Origin of the sequence: Myroides pelagicus, from assembly GCF_009711055.1 — a bacterium.
Lineage (GTDB): Bacteria > Bacteroidota > Bacteroidia > Flavobacteriales > Flavobacteriaceae > Flavobacterium > Flavobacterium pelagicum.
This window is the reverse complement of record NZ_WMJY01000007.1, coordinates 63,383-84,504: the sequence shown is the minus strand read 5'-3', so window position 1 is coordinate 84,504 and position 21,122 is coordinate 63,383. Positions and strand designations below refer to the sequence as shown.

The window sequence follows — 21,122 nt, the reverse complement described above, 5'->3', positions numbered from 1 at the left end:
TATTATTTAATCTTTTGTGTGATGTTTAAGTTTGATTTCACAGAACAGTTTTTCATATCTAAATAGACTGGTACTCTTGCTCCTGCTTCACAACCATTTCTGTAAACTTGAACGTAAACTACATGGTATGTTACCTGCTTAGGCACTCCGTTTTCTTCTATTTCTAGATCAATAGTTTCTAAGTCATTTGGTAGTCTAAAACTCATATTTCCTGTTTTTGTCAAAGGAGTTGTATCTGCTTCAGATTTGAAAACTTCATAATCCGAACAAGCATCAATTCTTGACAATTGTAAGACTCCTCCGAAACACATATCTTTAGATTCTTTGCCTGGTTCATATCCAGGATCAACTTTAGGGACAATGTTCACATCATAAATGTTTACAAAATCACCAATTACACTCACTAAAGTTGTATAAGTAATTTTTACTCTATCATAAGGCTCGTTATATGCCTGAACAACAAACTTATATCTGTTCTTATAATTAATACCTAACAACTTTAAGTCTATAAAGTTTGTTTTACTTCCTTCTATTTCTGGTCCTACTTTCTTATTTCCTAAATAGCGTTGTACTTTATAACCTTTTATCAATTCTAAACTCAATACAGGGTTACCTGGTATTTCAGTAATAATATGTAGCTCATCTGTAGGCATAGTTTGTTGTTTAAATACAACTGTCATATGTGCTTGATTTGCTACTCCTAAAACTCTCGAGATTGTAGCATAAGAATCTGGATCATTATCCACAGCTCTCCAAGGGTTGTATACACCTGATACACTACTTGCAACTCCTAAACCAATATCTCCAACACCATGATAAACATCTTCAACTGTTTTATGAATATTAGGTATTACCGCTTGACAACTTACACTTCCTAATTTTGTATAGAAAACACTATATACTTTAGCTATTTGTGCTACACCAAGTAAAGAACCTTGAGTAATACGAACTCCTTTATAATCTTGAGGGCCTTTTGAATTAGATGGCACAAAAGTAAATTCATTTACATTATCCGCAGAAAGTAAATCTAAAAGTCCTCCTGCTACTGGTTTCAACGAACCAATAACATTCCCTTTTTCATCTAATCCTTGTACAGATAAACCTCCTGCCAACATTAATCCACTGTACTCTTTTCCTAATTTGATCGTAACTGGAGTTCCTTTTGGTACCACATGATCAAAGTTTATATTTTGCCAAGTTGTACCAATACCTAACAATCCTAATCCTGTTACAATTCGTGAATGAGTTGTAGGGTTGTTATCAATAGCATTTTCTTTAGCTGTAACTCCTCCTGTAATAATAGATCCCCAAGAAGTATCTCCATCTGCATATACTCGTTGAATTGCTGGTGGACAATCTGAATTATCCAATACAGTTACTGTTATTACTTCTGATGAAGTACATCCATTAGCATTTGTTGCTGTAATGATAAATGATGTTTGTCCTGCAGTATCAAGAGATACTGGTAAATTCGGAATTGTTGTATTATTTTGGTCAGCATACGTTAATGTTCCTTCATTAACACTCACTATTGGCCAAACAATCTTTTCTCCTTTTACTACTGTAAAGAATGTATTTCCCGTAATTGTAATAATTGGGGCAGCCATAGTTGTAACAGTAAAACTGTCAGACACTTCAGACATACACGTCCCTTCAGTATAGATTACTGTATAATTACCTGGCGTAGATGTTTTTAGTGTTTTTTCTATTCCTAATTTATTATCTGGATCCCCAGTAGTAATAGCCACACCATCTAAATACCACTGATAAGTATCTGCTATAACATCAGCGTCTAATACAGCCTCAGTACCCTCGCAAATGTTTCCATTAGTAAATGTAGACGTAATCACTGCTTTAGTCAAAGAACAAGCGCTCTCTACTTTAATCACAGTACCAGGTGCTTTAGTTCCGTCTGGTTGTGTAGGATTAGTATTTTCTACTGGAGGATAAGATGGATAGAATATTTCCTTACCTGCTTCTTGTCCTGCCTCACCTACATAAGCGATATTCTTAATTTCTACTATACCTGATAAATCAGCATCTACATCTACTGTAAAAGTAAAAGTTACTGTTGCGCCAGGAGCCAAACTTCCTTTATGTGTAAAAACAACTTCATCTCCAGTTATTACACCTGCAACACTTGATTTATACTGTACTCCCTTAGGCATTTTATCTTTTACAATAAAATCTGCTATCGGAGTAGTTCCTTCATTGCGAACATGAATAGTATAGTCTACTACTTCGCCACCTTTTACAGTATTGATTGTAGCATCATTATTAACTTTATATGATTTCCAAGAAACTAAAGACTGATTAGGATTAACTACTCTACAAGTACGCACAACATCGTATAGATGAATGCTTGCACCTACATTTATTCCCACTAAAGTTTTCATACCTATAGAAATACGGTCATAAGCTGCTTTTGGTTTAAATGGAAGTTCTACCATTTGACCTGTAGTCAATAAATCAAGAACATTGATTCCGTTGATTAATCCATTAGTACTTGATAACGCATCTACTTCTTTCTCTCCTTTATAAGCTTTAATCTCTAAAGCCCCTACTAAATCAACATTTACTTGACCTCCTTGAGTTTTAAACTTGATTAAAGTCTCCTCACCAGCTTTTGCATCACTGTTAAAATAAATGTATTGTCTAACAGCACCTGCTATTTGTAAGGTTCCTGAAGATATTTCTGAATAGTTTGTACTGTTATCATCTATAGCATGCTCAGGATCTTTCACTCCTGCACCTGATAAATCATCTACTGTCAGACCTAAGCCATTGAACTCGTATGATGTTGCGAATGCTGGCACACAGATATCAGTAGATGCTTCATAACACATACCGTAAACATTCATTGTATTAGGCTGAGCTAACAAACCTAAAGCACTATCTGTATGATCCGTAATTTTAACCGATTTATAGTCAACAGTTGGTTTAACTGCGATATAGGTTCTTCCATATTTATCACTTACAATACGGATATCTCCATTTTTAATAAAAGTGTCTTCGTGACCTTTACTACTACCTTCTAATACTACATCTCCCGTAGCATCTTTAACCTCTACTGAGAAGTAATGGTTTCCAAGGACTAATCCATTCAGTAGGCCAGACACGACGTTACCTAGACTACCTCCGACTAACTTATCTAAGATAGCTTGATCCATATCAAAGCGAATGTATGATGTAGTACCTGCTTTTACTACCTTGTCGTATCCTAATTCTATATGACCCGAAAACTTATCACCTAAACCTAATAATAATCCTGCTCCTGAATTTATAGTAGCATAAGCATCAAAATTATCACTAAAGATATTATCAATATCGTCTGTGTTAGATGCACTCAATACTGTAGTAGCACATACTGGCTTGATAAAAGGAGAATCAGTTGTTTTCTCAGGACAAGTAGAGCTTACTCGTTTTACATCATACAAGCGAATTGAAGGAGTTAATTCAACATTCAGTAAATTACCTACTTGTAATTCTACTCTGTCAAAAACTTGTTTTGTATCAAAAGTCAACGTTTGTACTCCTCCTGAATTAAATAAATCTAATAGGTTTAGACTATTAATTAAACCTTGTTGAAGTGTAAATGATTCTTTCTGTTCATTTCCTAAATAAGTAACTACTTTATAGTTTCCTAATAATTGAACAGATAAAGCTGAACTTGGATTTAACTGTAATCTCATTTTCAATTCATCTCCTACTTGAGAAGATTGATTAAAATATACAGTTTGTTTAATCAAACCTGCTATAGCAACTACCCCTGTACTAATTTCAGAATAATTAGATGAGTTGCCACTAATTGCATGATAAGGATCCTTAACTCCTGCTTTTCCTAAGTCTAAAAGGCTTAAGTTGATTCCTTGCTGACTATAAGAAGTAAACTGAGCAGGGTAACATAAATCTGTACCTATGTCAGTACACATATTATATACTTTTAGCGTACGAATCTCACCAGTAGGTAATAAACTACTTACACTATTTGATACTACGATACTCTGATAAGCTTGATTTGGAGTAACAGCAATATAAAATCTTCCTATATTATCTTGCACTAATTTAACAGCACCATTAGTAGTTCCTTCAAATTGATTTGAACTTGAACTTTTTAAGACAGATGTCCCTGCAGTATTAAATGCCTCTACAGTAAATATATGATTACCTAACACCAAACCACCTACATTAGCAATCAAATCTCCTAATGTACCTCCTAATAATGCATTAAGCATATCTTTATCTGCATCAATACGAATATAAGATGTCTTGTTTGCAGGTAAAGCTTCATCAAATTTCATCTGTATTCTTCCTTCCTGAGGAGAAGAAACAAGTAAACTACCATTATTAGCTACTAATGAAGCATATGTTTCATTATTGCCATCAACTGTATTATATGGAAAATCTACATTCTCAAAAACACCTAATTGTGTTGCACATGAAGCTACATCAAAAGGTTGCGCAGTAGCTTCTGGAGTAACAATTAAACGATTTTTACACGTAATGCCGTCAAAGCGCTCTACATCATAAATACGCACAGAGCTACCTGCTAAATCAACTCCTACAGGAGCTTTAAGACGAACCTCTAAACGATCAAATGACTTACCAGGTGCTACAGTAATATCAACTTCTTGACCATTTTTAATTAAGTTTAATAGATTTAAATCAGAAACTAACCCTCCTGATAATGACTTTTGGTATACTTGACTTTTACCATTATAGGCTAAAACCTCTACTCCACCTAACAGATTTAAATCTAATACACCAGTACTCTCTACTGCTAATCTTATATTAACGGTAGACTTCTCATCTGATGTGGTAGGGAAGTAGAATATCTGAGACATAGAACCTCCTACGTTTACACTTAAAAGACTTCCTTTATTAAGTGTAGAATAAGTATTAATATCATTATCAATAGCTTGATTTAACATCGGATCAGTCACAGCTAGAACATCAAGGTTAAGTCCTCCTCCATCAAAAGAGGTAACCACAGGTTTACCACAGTCAGCTCCTTGCTCGTCATAAGTAAAAGCATGATATACATCTAAGTTCTTCACTACTCCTAATCCCAGTAAACCTCCTGTTTTATTAGTTAGTCTAATACGATCATACTCACTATTAGGAGTAATGGCTAAATAATAATAGTTATCCTTATCTTTTACCACATTTATCACACCATCTTTAGAAGTAAACTTTGACACACTACCTGTTGTAAACAATGTATTACTGCCTAAACCAACTGATAAATCAAACTCTTGATTACCCGTTAATACAATTCCTAAAACTGTAGTTAATGTTTCTCCTAAACTTCCTCCTAATAATCCCTCTAATAGTTTACCATCAGGCTGTAGACGTACATAAGAAGTCTGATTAGCTTTTAGTTTTTTAGGGAATTCTAGTTCTATATAAGATGTAAAAGCTCCTAATCCTACAGCTAACCCAGGTGATGCTTTAAGACGAGCATAATTATTATTGAATTGATTTACATTACCTGGATTCTCTACTACAGGTGTAGCGCCTATCCCAAGTAATCCACCTGCTACTGTTTGGTCATAATCCTCTAACTTAGCATCTACACGATCCTGCCCAAAAGACTGTACGATCGGGACGAACAAGACCAGCAAAAGTAATAACCTCTTCCAGAGAGGAAAAGTAGTTTTTTGTTTCATTGTTGTTTGTTTAAATTATGTTTGATTAATAAGCTGGATTGGGTGCTATACCAAAACCATGCCCAAAAGCACTTGAGTAAATTAGGTAAGAAAATAGTGCTTGTATAACATCATCAAATGTGTGAGTTGGCTGAGATGTTATTCTTGAAAAGTACTTGCAAATAACACATGAAAACAATTCAAGAATGACCAAGCATCTACCTTGCTTATCGCATAGACCTCGTGCTATTGTTTTCGTTATTTACGTTTTGTGTTTTACTAAATTTGCCATACTAACATTTATTTCCACGATAATACAGTCTCTCTAAATAGAAAGCCTGACCTATTCGCTAGTTAATCTCCCATAAAGCCTTCATAAGCTTTACAGAAACTGTTATTCTGTTAAATACTTCCTATAACTAGGTTCGTATTATTTTCGTTAGTCGGTTGGTGGTGTGTAGATTTTTGATCGTTGACTCATTACAACTCTTCAATCAACCCTACAAAATGCAACGAATACAGTGTTTCACTTACATACTAAGGTTACTTATAAACCCTGCATTTATTTTACTTCAAAATTACCCTTTACCTATAGAGCGCAACCTATACCGAAGCATAGTTTTTCTACTAAAACAAGGCATCAAACGTCAATTAACACAACGAACACTAGACCTAGTCCTTTTATTAGAAATTTTTTCAAAAAACACCAAAACACTACATACCAATAATTTAAGTTCTTAAAAAAGTACTAGACCTAGACTAAAGTGCTCTTTTTAGACAGAAAATAAAAAACAAAAAATTCCTTTGAATAAATATGACTAAGAACACTTAGATAGCAAGTTATTTTTTAAATCTATTACAGATTAATCTTATATTTTGTTATAATAACAGTGTAATAGATAGAAATTTCAGTAAAGCCATAAATAGCTCAATAAATTAACAAGACAAAAAACAAACAACTTCACAATGCGCGAAAACTAAAAAAACTCAAAAGTATCAATTATCACAAAATAGGGTTGTGAAACATTTAACACAAACCCAAACTTTAGCACAGGATATTTCCAATTCATTACTTCTATATTGCAATTACAAAACAAAACAACAATAGAAAACATGATTTACAAACAACACACTATAATTCAAAGACTTAAAGTTCCCTTAGCACTTTTATCTTATATTGACATTATTCGGCATATTAGTCCTTTAAGAAGTATTAAGAAATAGCCTATCCCCTATTCTTAATAAAGAATTCTTAAATAAAACACATAACTCACAAAAGACTGGTGTGGTTAGTAGTAGTGGTTAATTATCATAATCTACATTTTGTGAATATAACACCCATCACAATAATTAGATTTCTTCTTTTTTCACTACCTATAATTTGATTAATAGCCCTCTTAGAAGACAACTACTTCCTACCAATTACACACATCACCTAATAGACGATAATGGAATTGAGAAAAAAAGAATATTATTTCTTATTAGTTATATTGCTAATAAGTAGCGTTGTATATCCTTTAAGTATACAATTGCAAGACATCACCATAGACACCCCATCTATTTCGAATACAATCTTGGAACAAACAAGCGATGCCCAACAAGACTTTAGTGAAGAAACCTTAGCACTTATTCAAAGCAATAAGGATATTTCGATGAACTTCTTTGTCTCTGGATTATTTTACGGCTTTATTGTTATAGCAATCACATCTACAGTGGTTATCTATAAAATATATGGCATCAAAAAATGGGCAGCCATCTACTCCGTTTTACTATTTATGTTTGGGACACAGGTCTATAGCGACCTACTGGTACACCTGACCTTTCAGATCACTTTAATAGAGCGCTTTGTCTTAAAAGCAACCGTAATCAGCCTAGTCTTCCTTACTGGTTTGACTATAAGCATACATCTCCCTTTTAGATACAAGAAGCTGATCCATAAAAATGAATTCACAGCATACAAGGCTGCTACAGTTTTAGCTCTAGTGGCATATATTGCTAATATCTATATTACGAGTTGTCATTCGTATTACTTTGACTTTTTAGTACTAAGCAGTTTTGTGGTTGCGCAATATCTGCTAAACAAAGTCAGTATCAAATGCGTGTACAACCAATACATTATGTTACTTCTGTCACTTATTGTGTTATTCTCTGCGAGTCTAACCAATACCGATATCACTTTAGACCTAAGCGAGTACTTTGACCAAGTCACAGAATTAAAGTTCTTTAGTTTATTTATTATCTTATTAGGCATATTCAACAACTATATTCTAATTAAGAAATACCACAACCGTCAAAAGAAAACAGAGATATTCTCCTCACAATATATGCTGTTAGTGAAGAACTACCACAACTTATTGGTACAATCCAAAGATGCTAATGCGCAAGACAATGACTTAGTGCTTAATAATTCCTCAGATACCGCACATTCAACTATCACATTAACTGGAGAGGAAAGCAGTCAAGACTTAAAACAACTCTACAAACTAACCGAACGGGAAGCAGAAGTACTGGAGTTGATCTGGGAAGGCATGACGAATAAAGAAATAGCTGCAGCACTAAGTATTTCGCTAAGTACTACAAAGTACCACATCAGCAACATATTCATTAAACTAAACGTAAACTCACGCACACAGTTGTTTAGCTTAAAGGCATAACCTAAAAAGACTTGGAATCTCTCCAAGTCTTTTTAATTCCAAACCCTATGCTTGACACAGCTACCATTTACTAAACCATCTTAATAAGTAGTATCAAGAAAGGGAATACTATAACTAGTATCCCCTCTATAAATATTCTCTTTTAGTATCTTCCCTATCTATACCGGCCTGGAACCTCAACGATATGTAACAGTTGCACGTTCGCTAATCGCTTTAACATTGAACTATTTGAAACTGACAAGTGACAATCTCTTAGTTTAAACAAAAAATTGGGCGTGTGTTGAAACAATTCAGACTTAAACAACTCCATATATTCCATCACCGAAGTAAACTTCGTCTTGCCAGTATCTTCAGCCATTTCGAATACATCTGTAAAATCTAACAAACGAAGCGATCTCATATTTTTACTCCTCGACAAATTAGTAACGAAATTCTGATGATTCAATCCCGATTGTATGACCAATTCCTCAATCTTCAAATTATCCAATTCAAAGAATGACTTATCAGGAGCCGAAGGCATCTGTAATACCTTTAACTTAGGCATCTTGGCAACTAATTTAGCAATTACACCCTCTTCTAGATCATATTCTCCGATTAAGGTGACGTGGTGATCTCCCATATTAGTAAGTCCAACTTTAAAAGACTTTACATGAGATAGTACGACACCTGACTCCACCAAGCGATTAAAATTCCAATTGCGAACCCCATTAGCACCAGCATCTGGTCCATTAAAATTCAAGGATACAAAAGAATTAGGATGAGCAATAATGAAGTCTAGTACTGCACAAAAAGCAAAGTCAAGATCATCATTCTGCTCTATTTCATCTGGAGACAATGTTATATCTTCATCATAACCGTCACCAAAGTAGTTCAACTCATAAAACTCTCCCAATTTTGCAAAGCTAATTCTAGGAGAATAGCTCAAACTAAAAGGATATTCACGATTATAATATGTATAGATTCTCTCTTGTAACGCTAGTAACTTTTCTACCATATTATCCTATTTCTAGTCTTGTTATTTATTCTTCTTATTAATACTCTATCCTATATTCAAAACAACCAGCTATCTTGCATCTAGATAGTAGACTAATCAATATACTTAATGCACAAAAAAACACTTACATAAGCCTATTCTTTTGAGTAATTACATAAAAAAGCAACTATTTCTTAGTAAAGAAACAAATATACAACCTAAAGCTGTTAATTCGGCCCCCCCTTCATAGCATAATTGCACATTATACATAATTTTTAAACAATTTTAAAAGATTTAATTATTTTAACGACATTAGCACTATATAAACAGCAAAACAACATTAATTCGCTAAATAATTCACACTAATAAAGATAAACAATAAAAATCACTTAATCTCAAGTAAAAATATAAAGAACTAACCATCAACACTTAAGCTATTTTACATATGATAGATATAGCACTTATAGGTATACTTTTTTTCTATAAAAAAACAAACACCCCAAATCCAACTTAATAGTCATTCAAACAAGAATACAACACGCCCCTCACTACTTGTCGTGCATCAGCAAAAAGCTAATCGTTCAATTCAATTAATAAGCAATAGAGGGAGCCTATTCTAGACTCCCTCCATCGTAAAAATAGCGTATTAAAAAAACTAAATATCTTTTAGATCAATTACACAACGTACAGAATAAGCGTGATTATACAACTCAAACCAACGGTTAACAAATACTTCATCAAAGTATAAACGTCTAAACATAGCTACATTTTCACCATAGTCTGTAGATGTCCAGAAATACGCTTGTCTACCTTCACCGTAAAAATCCATATACATACTCGATGATGTTGATCCTCCCGCATACACATTTAACCCAGAAAGGTTATTTCCATTACCTTGCGTCTTTCCATATTCATTATACTGCCATTTCGTTGTTGATTTAAGTAAAGGAGCAGTCGTTTCAGACTCTCTTGCTCCACCGTGTACCTCATCTACATCATATTGTGCAGGATCTAAATAATACACCATTTCTCCCCAGTCTTTATCTGAAGCTACGCGATACCCTTCAGGTGCTAATCCACGTTGATCATTTACTGCATACCAATTATATAAAGCCCCTTCTCCTTTAGTTTCATCGTTTTCATAGTAAGCTATTCCTCCTTCTAACATTTTATACCAATCTTCTTTTGTCGTGTACTTAGTTATAGCTGTTCCGTCGCGATAAGTCTTAGCTACTAAGTTTTCGGCCATCCATACTTGATTACCTACTTTAGTCAAAGCATAGGTTACTACTTCGCTTGCGCGTTTGTCTTCTAAGACAAATGGCACCAAGTTTGTCTCTACTACGCTTACTTCATTTGACACCTCATAGGATACGACTCCTTCTTCTGATATATACACCGCTTCTACTGCCTCTTTTTCTCCTTTTGTATACATCAACTTATTCATCGCTAAATCCCATTTAATCTGCCCTGCGTCAGGAAACACTACCCCCTGTTCTCCTTTTACTTTTCCATCAACAACTTGGTGCATTGTGATGCGTTGCTCACTAATATTCTCCCCTTTTAAATACTCTAAGTGAAAACGAACAAGCTCTACATCTGACTCGTTCACTGCACTATAGATATTGGAAGCTTTAAAGTCTGCTTTAGTCGGTATATTTACTCTGTAAGATACTTTTTCCACAGGTAATACTCCTTTTTCCTGTTTTACATTCAGGTTCACCAATCCCTTGCTTGGATTGTTTTCTGCTACAAATACTATTGTAGAAGTTCGCTCTTGGTCTGTTTCATTTTTTGCAACCGTCACCTTAATGCTATTCTCTAATTTCTCTACTGACAACCAATCTTTTACTTGATTATCTATTGGCATTGTCCCCCATTTTATATTTGACTCTACGGTAATCTCTTTACTACCTCCTTCTAAGTCAAATACCAAATCATCAGACAAGACAACTAATTTAGTTTGTTCAGCCGCATTTTTGCTGTCATCACTTGAACAACTTGTTGCAAATGATAAGAACATACATATTCCTGTAAGGAATAATAAACTTTTTTTCATGTTTAAAATTTTATGTTAGTTTTTAGTTATCCCAACTTAGAAATAAAGATTTTCTTAACAAATTAGTTTAACTTAATTATATATAATTTAATTTATCAATAAAAAACACTAATTATACTTCAAAAAATAACACATCTAAAAACTTAATGCTATTTTATTACATTATTAATTCTTAAATTATTACTAATAGAATCAAATAAAAAAGACCTTTAATTGTAAATACACACTAAAAAACAGCAAGAACAGTAAATCTCGCCTTAGAATGTGTATTGCGATATCTATAAATTACTGTAAAAGCCTTGCAATCTCTACCTTTCTTTCCTTTTAGATCTAGGCGTTATTCCTCGGCTGCTTTTCATTATATTATCCAGCCATCATAAGATTAACTTTACATATACTAAAAACACGAACTACTCACTATTTATTTGTTTTTTATACACTTTCAATTCCATTAGTTTGAATACTATAACTCTAAAAGTTATTTTAGCAAAAAATTTACTCAAACAAATACCCACTGGACAAATTGCGTTTCAATGTAAATACTCCATTTACTGCTGATCCTCATATATGCGACGGGTATAAGAGATCTTCTTAAAATCTGCAAATGAAAAGAACTCGATATATATCAAAGTAGCCTTCATGAGAGAAGACAATAATGTTTTTACTTATCCATATGCTAAGGAGGTTTATTATGCTGATTGGACCTTAGCAGAGTTTTATGTGAATGGAGTTAAACTTGACGAAAAAGTTAACCTCAACTCTAATACATTTATGAATATCCACAAACTGTCTAAGTTCGAAGAATATGAAACGGATAAATACGCTGCTGAAAAAGCCTCAATTACTTTCCTATTCCAATTCGAAAGTGGCAAAGAAGTTGAAGGAAAATACAGTGGTAAAGCAACCATGGATTATATCTGGGATTAATAATATATAACAAAAAAAGATGCACACTTAAAGGTGTACATCTTCTAAAAAATATAGTCTGTTTACACGCAGACTATTTTATTTGGGTTAAAGAGCCTATTACGACAAGCGTTATAGGCTCTTTGTTTATTATTGAAACTAAGTCTTGTATTTACAACACTAAAGTCAGTCAACAAACTTTAGTTGTTCTAGTACCCATTTGCCACATCATCACCTCTTGGATCTGCTCCAGCTTCATATTCTCCATTTGGCAAAACCAATACACCTTCTACACGCCCATAAGGTTTGCGCTGTTTTAGGATATACCCTTTCTCTGTCAGACGCTCTCTCACCTTTAAATCAATTGCTGATGCCTCGTAATCTATTCTATCTGGCAACCATTGATGATGAAAACGAGGAGCTGCCACAGCCTCTTGCATATTCATTCCAAATTCTACAACGTTCAATATCGTTTGAAACACAGAAGTTATAATCGTTGACCCTCCTGGTGTTCCTACCACCATGTACAGCTTGCCGTTCTTCTCCAAAATAGTTGGTGACATCGAACTTAACATTCGCTTATTTGGCTCGATTGCATTAGCCTTACCTCCTACTAACCCATACATATTTGGCACACCTGGCTTCACTGAAAAATCGTCCATTTCATTGTTCAACAAGAAACCCGCACCTCCTACAACAACTTTTGACCCGTATGATCCATTTAGCGTAGTTGTAGCTGATACTGCATTACCCCACTGATCCACTACACAGTAGTGTGTGGTCTCTTCACTCTCTGGCAAGGCGATATCTCCTGCTTTTATATCCTCACTCTTGGTCGCCTTGTCAAAACTCATTGACTTCATTCGATCTACATTATAGCCTTTATCCACTAACTTAGTCACTGGAACATTGTGAAAATCAGGATCACCTAAATGTTCTGCACGATCAGCATAAACGCGTCGTTCTGCTTCAACCATAACTTGAACTGCCTTCTCTGACTGAAAGCCCCATTTCTTTAATGGAAACTTCTCAATAGACTGAAATAGAGAAATAAGAGCAATACCTCCACTACTAGGCGGTGGCATTGATATTACTTTTAACCCTTTGTATTGTCCGACAATCGGCGTACGCCATACAGCTTCATAATTTTTCAAGTCTTCAAGTGTCATCATTCCATTACCGCGCTTCATCTCTGCGACAATCAATTCTGCTGTTTCTCCTTCGTAGAATCCTTTTCTTCCCTCTTGTTGAATACGTCTTAGTGTATTAGCTAACTCCTCTTGTACAAACAGATCTCCTGCTTGCCATTGCGTTTTACTGGTTAGCGCTGTTTCTCTTGTATTGTATTTGACAAATACCTCATTGTTTTTAGTAAACTCATTAGCTTGCTTCTCTGTCAATAGAAATCCTTTACTCGCTAAGTCTATCGCTGGCTGCACTAGTTCCTCCCAAGTAAGGCTACCGTATTTGGCATGTGCTTTTACCATTCCATCTACAGTCCCTGGAACTCCTGCTGATAGTGATCCTCTCAAACTCAACTCTGTAATTGCCTCTGCGTCTGCTCCCCAGTACATATTCTCGCGAGCTTGTCCTGGTGCTTTTTCTCTATAGTCTAAAGCATCTATCTTTCCATCGTGTCCTCGGTAGATTAAAAAACCTCCACCTCCGATATTCCCCGCATTGGGATAAACTACAGCAAGCGCTAACTCTACTGCAACAGCAGCATCTACTGCATTACCTCCTTTTTTAAGGATATCTACTCCTACTTTACTCGCTTCAGGGTGAGCTGAGACGATTACTCCATTCTTGAATGTTGCTGGTTGTTGTGCCATGACTTGCATTACGCTAGAAGTCAATAAGAACAACCCTATCACTAGTTTTCTCATATTTGTTGTTGTTTTTCTATTACATACTTATTTGATCACAAACAAGTAAGGCTTTGTTGCTCGTGGCAAGATATAACAAAACTTATTTGCTTAAAAACAATCTGACAAAAAACCCGTAAGATCACTTGATTTTACGGGTTATATTTATCTGCTTTAAGACTATTTTCTAATTCGTCTGTTCTGATTTATCCTCATTCTCTTTTCCGTCTAAGTACTGGTACTTCATCTTTTTGCGCTGCCAACGATCATAGGCATACTTGCGCAAGTCCACTACTTTGTCTTTTTCGTCAACTATCTCAAAGCCCAGTAAAGTTTCTATGACATCTTCCAACGTCACTATTCCTTCTACTTCTCCGTATTCGTTTAGTGCTATACCGATATGCTCGCGTTTCTCTGTAAATTTGCTCCATACTGCTACGACGCTATTTTTCTCTGAGAAATGTATCAACTCGCGTTTCAGATCCTTTAATCGAATGTCAAACTTATCTTCTGCCAAATATTCGAAAACTTGTTCTCTCAAGACATAACCGGTTACATTATCGCGATTGCCTTGATAAATAGGAATTCTAGAGAAATATAAAAACTCTTTCTCTGCTAGGAACTCACGCAGTGTCATTTCTTCATCTGCCGTAACCATAACTATTCGAGGAGTCAATATCTCTGATACTTGAACTGTCTCTAGACGAATAATATTTTGTATAATCTTACTTTCTTTTCCTTTTAAGATTCCTTCTTGCTCACCAATAGTAGCTAACATCGAAATCTCTTCACGACTCGTTGTTCCTTCTTCTTGTTTCTTGCTCAAAAAACGTGTCAATACTGATGACATAATTACTAAAGGGTAACAAACAACAACCATTAATGAAGTTACATTCGCTACAAACCCATACAGGTTCTTGGTATAATTCGCTCCGATTGTCTTAGGAATAATCTCTGTAATCACTAAAATTAATAAAGTCAAAACAGCCGAAACAACCCCGAAATAAGCTTCTCCAAATACGATAGAAGCCTGTGCTCCTACTCCTGCTGCTCCTACAGTATGTGCTACGGTATTTAACGAAAGGATGGCAGAGAGTGGTTTATCTATATCTTCTTTTAGCTTCAACATCTTACCTGCTTTAGCATCTCCTTTACTTTGTTTTGATTTTAAGTAAGAAATAGGTACTGATAATAATACTGCTTCCGCTATCGAACAGATAAAAGAAATAGATAGTGCTAGCCCTAAATAGACTAATAATAATGTCATTGTTTTTTTATACTATGTTATACTACAATGATACAAAAAAATAACAATATCAATAATTTATTATATTACTTATAACATAATGGATACCTTTTAAGTACGCTATTGTTGTTTTACTTACTTTATTATCCCTTGGACAATAAAGTTTCAACAATTTATTCACCTTAAACTAACTAACAGTTAAACACAAAATAATCATCTCTGAATAAACTACTTAAAACTTAAAAAGCGAGCAAAGAATAATACTTTACTCGCTTTAGACAAATTAATCACATCATAGATTGTAGTCTTAAGACTTACACTCCAATAAATAATCTTTTAATTGCTGATAAGTCTGAATACCTACCGTTTGTTTCTCTCCTTGATAAACACCTGCTAATCGCTCTGGTACTTCAATCTCCACCCCTAGTAATCCTTCAATGCATTCAGGAAATTTAACAGGGTGTGCAGTTTCTAAAAATATACCTATAAAATCTTCCTGCACCTGTTCGCGGTATTTCTTCAACCCTAAATAACCAACAGCTCCATGAGGATCGACGATATAGTCATTGGCTTGATAAATCTGCTTAATGGTCGCTAAAGTTTGCTCATCAGTAAATGAATAAGCATCTAGGTCTTTCTCTAAAGCTTCTTTATCTCCGTTGTACAACTCTTGAATGCGAATAAAATTACTAGGATCACTTACATCCATGGCATTAGATATAGTTTCCTGTGTTTGTTTAGGTGCGTATATCGCTTGTTGCATATACCTTGGTACAGTATCATTGGTATTGGTAGCTGCTACAAAATGAGCAATTGGCAATCCCATCTTTTTAGCTAACATCCCTGCACAGATATTGCCAAAGTTACCACTTGGTACAGATACCACAATTGGTTTATCCTGCGTGCTCAGTTCCTTATACATCAAGAAATAATAAAACATCTGAGGCAACCAACGTGCAATGTTAATTGAATTAGCTGACGTGAGGTTTCTCTGTTTTAGTTCCTCATCTAAGAAGGCTCTTTTAACCATTGCCTGACAGTCGTCAAAACTTCCCTCTACCTCAATAGCTTTAATATTTTTACCCAGTGTCGTTAACTGCTTTTCTTGAATACTACTGACTTTATTAGCAGGGTATAGGATTACGACCTCTATGCCTTCCACGTCATAAAACCCATTGGCTACCGCCCCTCCTGTATCTCCTGAGGTTGCTACTAAGATCGTTATCTTCTCTTTTTTGTCTTTGACCAATGCCTGTAAACAACGTGCCATAAAACGTGCTCCTACATCTTTAAAGGCTAATGTAGGCCCGTGAAACAACTCCAAAGCATAGATATCCTTCTCTATTGACACTAAGGGGAAATTAAAGTTGAGCACATCGCTTACAAGCGCATAAAGTTCCGCATCGGCAATTTCTTTATTGATAAAAGGCCTTATTACTTCAAAGGCAATCGTCGCTTCACTCTTATGTGCTATATCGCGAAAAAAACTAGCGGGTAATTGTGGGATCTCTGAAGGAAAGTACAATCCTTTATCTGGAGCAATTCCCTTTAAGGCCGCTTGTTTAAAAGTAGCGACTATACTGTGGTCCGTTAAACTATAATACCTCATATCAATTCTCTTATTCCTGTTTGGTTAATCGGTGATACGTGAATATCGCACGCATAATCTACATTGGCTACAATAGCCTTCATGGCCTGAGCAACACACTCTGCCACTTCCTTACCTTTACTCAAGACAAAAACTGACGGTCCTGCTCCCGAAATTCCTCCTCCTAATGCACCACATTTAGCAGCTACGTCTTTTAACTCTTTGAAGTTGGGAATCAAGACTGAGCGTTTAGGCTCGACAAACTCATCGTGTAAACAGCGCCCCAATAAATCATAATCAGACGTATATAAAGCGCTGATTAGTCCGCCTAAATTACCACATTGCGTTATGGCCTGCTTAAGTGTCACCGTTTGCTTGAGTACCGATCTCGAATCTATGGTTTTGAGTTCTATCTGTGGATGAATAACAGTCGCGTATAACTGCTCAGGTGCTTTGATCGAAACAATATCTAATGGATCATAGCTTCGGATAAATGCAAAACCACCCAATAGTGCAGGTGCCACATTATCAGCATGCGCAGCTCCACTTACCAAAGCCTCTCCTTGCATAGCATAATAGATTAGCTCCTTTTTGCTCAATGGATAGCCGCACAGTGCATTGATACCATAAACCGCTCCAGCTGCACTGGCTGCACTACTGCCGATACCACTACCCGCTTTTATCTTTTTGTGGATTGTCATCTCTATACCAAAGTCTGGGTTTAAGTGTTCCATCAATGCTTGACCGGCTACCCCCGCTACATTTTTCTCTAAAGCCAAGGGGAGATCTGCTCCTGTTATTTCTACAATGCGCAACCCTCTTTCAGCTGATTGTCTAAAGATCATTTCATCTCCTACATTGTCTAAACACAATCCTAATACGTCAAATCCGCATGACACATTAGCTATTGTCGCTGGGCTATATATCTTTATTTCTTTCATTTTAATTCAATTTGTTAGCTATTCGTATTACATCAGCAAATATTCCAGAAGCTGTTACTTCTGCTCCAGCTCCAGCTCCTTTGATCAACAAGGGCTGCTCTGTATAACGATCGGTATAGAATAAGACGATATTGTCTTTCCCTTCCAATTGATAGAACGGATGTGTCCCATCGACTGCTTGTAACTCTACCGTAGCTTCTCCTTTTTTAAAATTCGCTACCACACGTAGTTTGGCTCCTTTTTTATTGGCCATATCCAACAATGCTTTGAAATGCGCTTCTTCATTGGCTAAAATCTCAAACAACTGCTCAACATTTTGCACCTCTGCACAACGCTCTGGCAAAAATGACTTCACCTTAATATCTGAATCCTCATACCCATACCCGCTCTCTCTAGCTAAAATCAGCAGCTTTCGCTTTACATCTACTCCACTCAAATCAATGTATGGGTTGGGCTCTGTATAGCCTTCAGCCTGGGCTTGCTTAACTACTTCTACAAATGGTTTGCTGCCGTCGTATTGATTAAAGATAAAGTTCAAACTACCGCTTAAAACAGCCTGTATCTCTTGCACTCTATCACCCGAAGCTACTAAGTTCTTTATCGTATCAATAATCGGCAACCCTGCACCTACATTTGTTTCGTACAAGAAAGAAGCACTATATTTCTTAGATAAAAACTTCAATGAACGGTAATACTCCATTGTCGATGAACAAGCAATCTTGTTACAAGTCACAATTCCTATACTATTGCGCAAATAAGATTCATACGACATGGCTACACCCTGATTTGCAGTGTTGTCCACAAACACACTATTGCGCAAGTTTAACTCTTTAATCTGCTCTAGAAAAGCATATCCCTGCATAGGTACACCTGTCTCATTTAATGTTTTAATTGCTTCTGTATCTAATCCTTCCTCGTTAAAAAGCATTTGCTTTGAATTAGCTACCCCGATTACGCGTAGATTAATTTTGAGATGCTCTCTTAGAAAATCGCCTTGATTATACACCTGCTCAAGAAACTTACCTCCTACATTGCCTACACCCATGACGAATAAGTTAACTTGAACAGTAACTTCCTCAAAGAAGGCTTCATGCAACACATTCAATGCTTTTTTTGCATCTTTTTCTAAAATAACCGCTGAGATATTTCGCTCTGAAGCTCCTTGTGCAATCGCACAAATATTGATGTTATTTCGTCCTAAAGCACTAAACATCTTACCGCTTACCCCCTGGTGACTCTTGATATTGTTACCAACAATAGCAACGATACTCATACCCAACTCTACCTGTACAGGACGTACTTTACCATAGTCAATCTCAAAGGCAAATTCATCGTTAATCACTGCTTCCGCTCGGTGAGCATCCACCTTGGTTACTGCAAAACAAATTGAGTGTTCTGAAGAAGCTTGCGTGATAAAGACCACATTGATCTCTTCCTTGGCTAAGACTTCAAACAATCGTTTTGAAATACCTGCTACACCTACCATACCTGGCCCTTCTAAAGTCATTAGCGCAATATTATCTACATTGCTAATCCCTCTAACAATTCGATTATCATCTAAACTCGCATGAGTAACTAAACTCCCATTAGAGTTTGGCTCAAACGTGTTTTTGATGTACATATCGATCTTCTTAGGCAAAATAGGCTCTATCGCAGAAGGGTATAATACCTTTGCCCCAAAGTGAGATAGTTCCATTGCTTCTTGAAAACTAATTTGCTCAATCACACGCGCCTGTTTTACCACCTTGGGATTAGCTGTAAAGATACCACTGACATCAGTCCATATTTCCAAATCAGCTGCATGTAGCGCAGCTGCTACAATAGCTGCCGTATAATCTGATCCACCGCGTCCTAAGGTAGTAATCTGTCCATCTTTTGACTCTGCTACAAAGCCTGGCATTACATAAATAGCGTGCTTATCCTTGGCAAAATAGTCTTGAATTAACTGATCCGTCATCGCAAAATCAACTACAGCACGACCGTAGCGATTATTTGTCTTAATCAATTGTCCACTTGGTACGTGAACACAATCCGCTGCTCGAAATTTAAAAGCCTCTGCTATGATAAATGACGATAGTCGCTCACCAAATGAAAAGATAACATCCTTTGTCTTGCTTGACAACTCCCCTAAGTAAAAACACCCCTGTAACAAAGTCTCCAATTCGTTTAACTGACGGATAACATTGCTGAGTACTCCAGCTTGATTAGCGACTGGTATTAAAGCGCGGACTACCTCTAGGTGTCTGTTTTCAATGGTAGTATAGCTTGACATATATGAAGAATCTCGCTCAGAGGCTAAAATTGCTGTATGCTGAAGAAGGTCAGTAATACCTCCTAAAGCTGATACCACTACAATAGTAGAATCACTCTTACTTTCAACAATGGCTATACATCGTCTAATGTTCTCGGCATTGGCTACAGACGTGCCGCCAAACTTTAATATTTTCATAGTTTATAAAATTGATTAACAATACCAATAGCTACTAATCCCTAAAGATGAGCAACCAATTTTTACGACAATAAATAAATAGAATCCCCTTAGAAGCGGGTAATAATTGTGGTAATAATACTGGAGGACGTAGATACAATAAGACCGGTGCCACCTAAGATAATGGTGGTTGAAAGAATATTATATGTCTTATTGTTGTCTCTCATAAGTGGAACTAAATTAACAAAAAATAAACACCCAGACGATTTATTTTTATTTTTTTGAAAAAAAATAATCAAATAAACAGAAATAATCACACAATATTTATCTTTTACCCCCCTATTTACAACGGGTGGCAGTTAATTTAATAAACACTCATTTTAATACAAAAAAATGTGATACAGCTAGTGAATAATCGTTAAATACTCCTTTTTGAATCAAAAACACAAAAGTGAAATGGCCAATTAAGCGTTCAAAAACGCCAAAGAAGATTTATGTCCATGCTTTCTTGATCTATACATGTAGTATAGCACAAGCTTTGCAACAAACTAATAAGTTAATAGAAAAAGTAGTAGCTAATTCAGAAGTATAAAAAAAACATACCATCTATTTGAAAAGTAATTCACTGTTGTCTAATTAGAGAAATATCAACTTATATCCGCCTATTACAGCTAACAGACATATACATAAAAGAGCCTACTTATAAACTAAAATCATCATAAGGTCAACTTTAGTAGTACTTTTCCCACTATACCACAAGTATAAAAGTAAAAAACACCTAAAATAAAACACAACAAAAAGCACAATTAAATAA

At 35.6% G+C, this 21,122-nt stretch carries 11 protein-coding genes; 3 read left to right on the top strand and 8 right to left on the bottom strand.

Annotated elements, in window-relative coordinates:
* Positions 1-2 precede the first annotated feature (2 nt).
* Positions 3-5,669, bottom strand: a complete 5,667-nt coding sequence (locus tag GJV77_RS04765; RefSeq protein WP_155035214.1) for a DUF11 domain-containing protein — start codon at positions 5,667-5,669, stop codon at positions 3-5.
* Positions 5,670-7,096: 1,427 nt separating this feature from the next.
* On the opposite strand from GJV77_RS04765, the gene GJV77_RS04760 reads away from it, so the two are divergent.
* Positions 7,097-8,302, top strand: a complete 1,206-nt coding sequence (locus tag GJV77_RS04760; RefSeq protein WP_155035213.1) for a LuxR C-terminal-related transcriptional regulator — start codon at positions 7,097-7,099, stop codon at positions 8,300-8,302.
* Between the two features lie 154 nt (positions 8,303-8,456).
* Here GJV77_RS04760 and GJV77_RS04755 read toward each other — a convergent pair whose 3' ends face one another.
* Both GJV77_RS04755 and GJV77_RS04750 read right to left on the bottom strand, forming a co-directional pair.
* On the bottom strand, positions 8,457-9,296 hold the full coding sequence (locus GJV77_RS04755; RefSeq protein ID WP_155035212.1) for a hypothetical protein: 840 nt from the start codon (positions 9,294-9,296) through the stop codon (positions 8,457-8,459).
* A 634-nt stretch (positions 9,297-9,930) separates the two neighbouring features.
* Complete coding sequence (locus GJV77_RS04750; protein ID WP_155035211.1) at positions 9,931-11,334, bottom strand: FISUMP domain-containing protein; 1,404 nt, start codon at positions 11,332-11,334, stop codon at positions 9,931-9,933.
* Positions 11,335-11,973: 639 nt separating this feature from the next.
* Here GJV77_RS04750 and GJV77_RS04745 point away from each other — a divergent pair.
* Positions 11,974-12,261 carry a hypothetical protein gene (locus GJV77_RS04745; RefSeq protein ID WP_155035210.1) on the top strand — a complete coding sequence of 96 codons (288 nt, stop codon included), beginning with the start codon at positions 11,974-11,976 and terminating at the stop codon, positions 12,259-12,261.
* A gap of 188 nt (positions 12,262-12,449) precedes the next feature.
* Here GJV77_RS04745 and ggt read toward each other — a convergent pair whose 3' ends face one another.
* The 5 genes from ggt to thrA form a co-directional block, all read right to left on the bottom strand.
* The gene (gene ggt / locus GJV77_RS04740; RefSeq protein ID WP_155035209.1) at positions 12,450-14,126 is read right to left on the bottom strand and encodes a gamma-glutamyltransferase; all 1,677 of its coding nucleotides are present in this window, start codon (positions 14,124-14,126) and stop codon (positions 12,450-12,452) included.
* Between the two features lie 166 nt (positions 14,127-14,292).
* The gene (locus GJV77_RS04735; RefSeq protein ID WP_155035208.1) at positions 14,293-15,372 is read right to left on the bottom strand and encodes a CNNM domain-containing protein; all 1,080 of its coding nucleotides are present in this window, start codon (positions 15,370-15,372) and stop codon (positions 14,293-14,295) included.
* A 286-nt stretch (positions 15,373-15,658) separates the two neighbouring features.
* Entirely contained in the window at positions 15,659-16,960 is a 1,302-nt protein-coding gene (thrC, locus tag GJV77_RS04730; RefSeq protein WP_155035207.1) for a threonine synthase, read from the bottom strand.
* A complete protein-coding gene (locus GJV77_RS04725; protein ID WP_155035206.1) occupies positions 16,957-17,880 on the bottom strand; it encodes a homoserine kinase in 924 nt (307 codons plus the stop codon). Before GJV77_RS04725 ends, thrC begins: the two co-directional genes overlap by 4 nt.
* A 1-nt stretch (position 17,881) precedes the next feature.
* On the bottom strand, positions 17,882-20,329 hold the full coding sequence (thrA, locus tag GJV77_RS04720; protein ID WP_155035205.1) for a bifunctional aspartate kinase/homoserine dehydrogenase I: 2,448 nt from the start codon (positions 20,327-20,329) through the stop codon (positions 17,882-17,884).
* A gap of 430 nt (positions 20,330-20,759) precedes the next feature.
* Here thrA and GJV77_RS04715 point away from each other — a divergent pair, with 430 nt between their 5' ends.
* Positions 20,760-20,900: a hypothetical protein gene (locus GJV77_RS04715; protein ID WP_155035204.1), complete on the top strand. Its 141-nt coding sequence runs from the start codon at positions 20,760-20,762 to the stop codon at positions 20,898-20,900.
* Positions 20,901-21,122 lie beyond the last annotated feature (222 nt).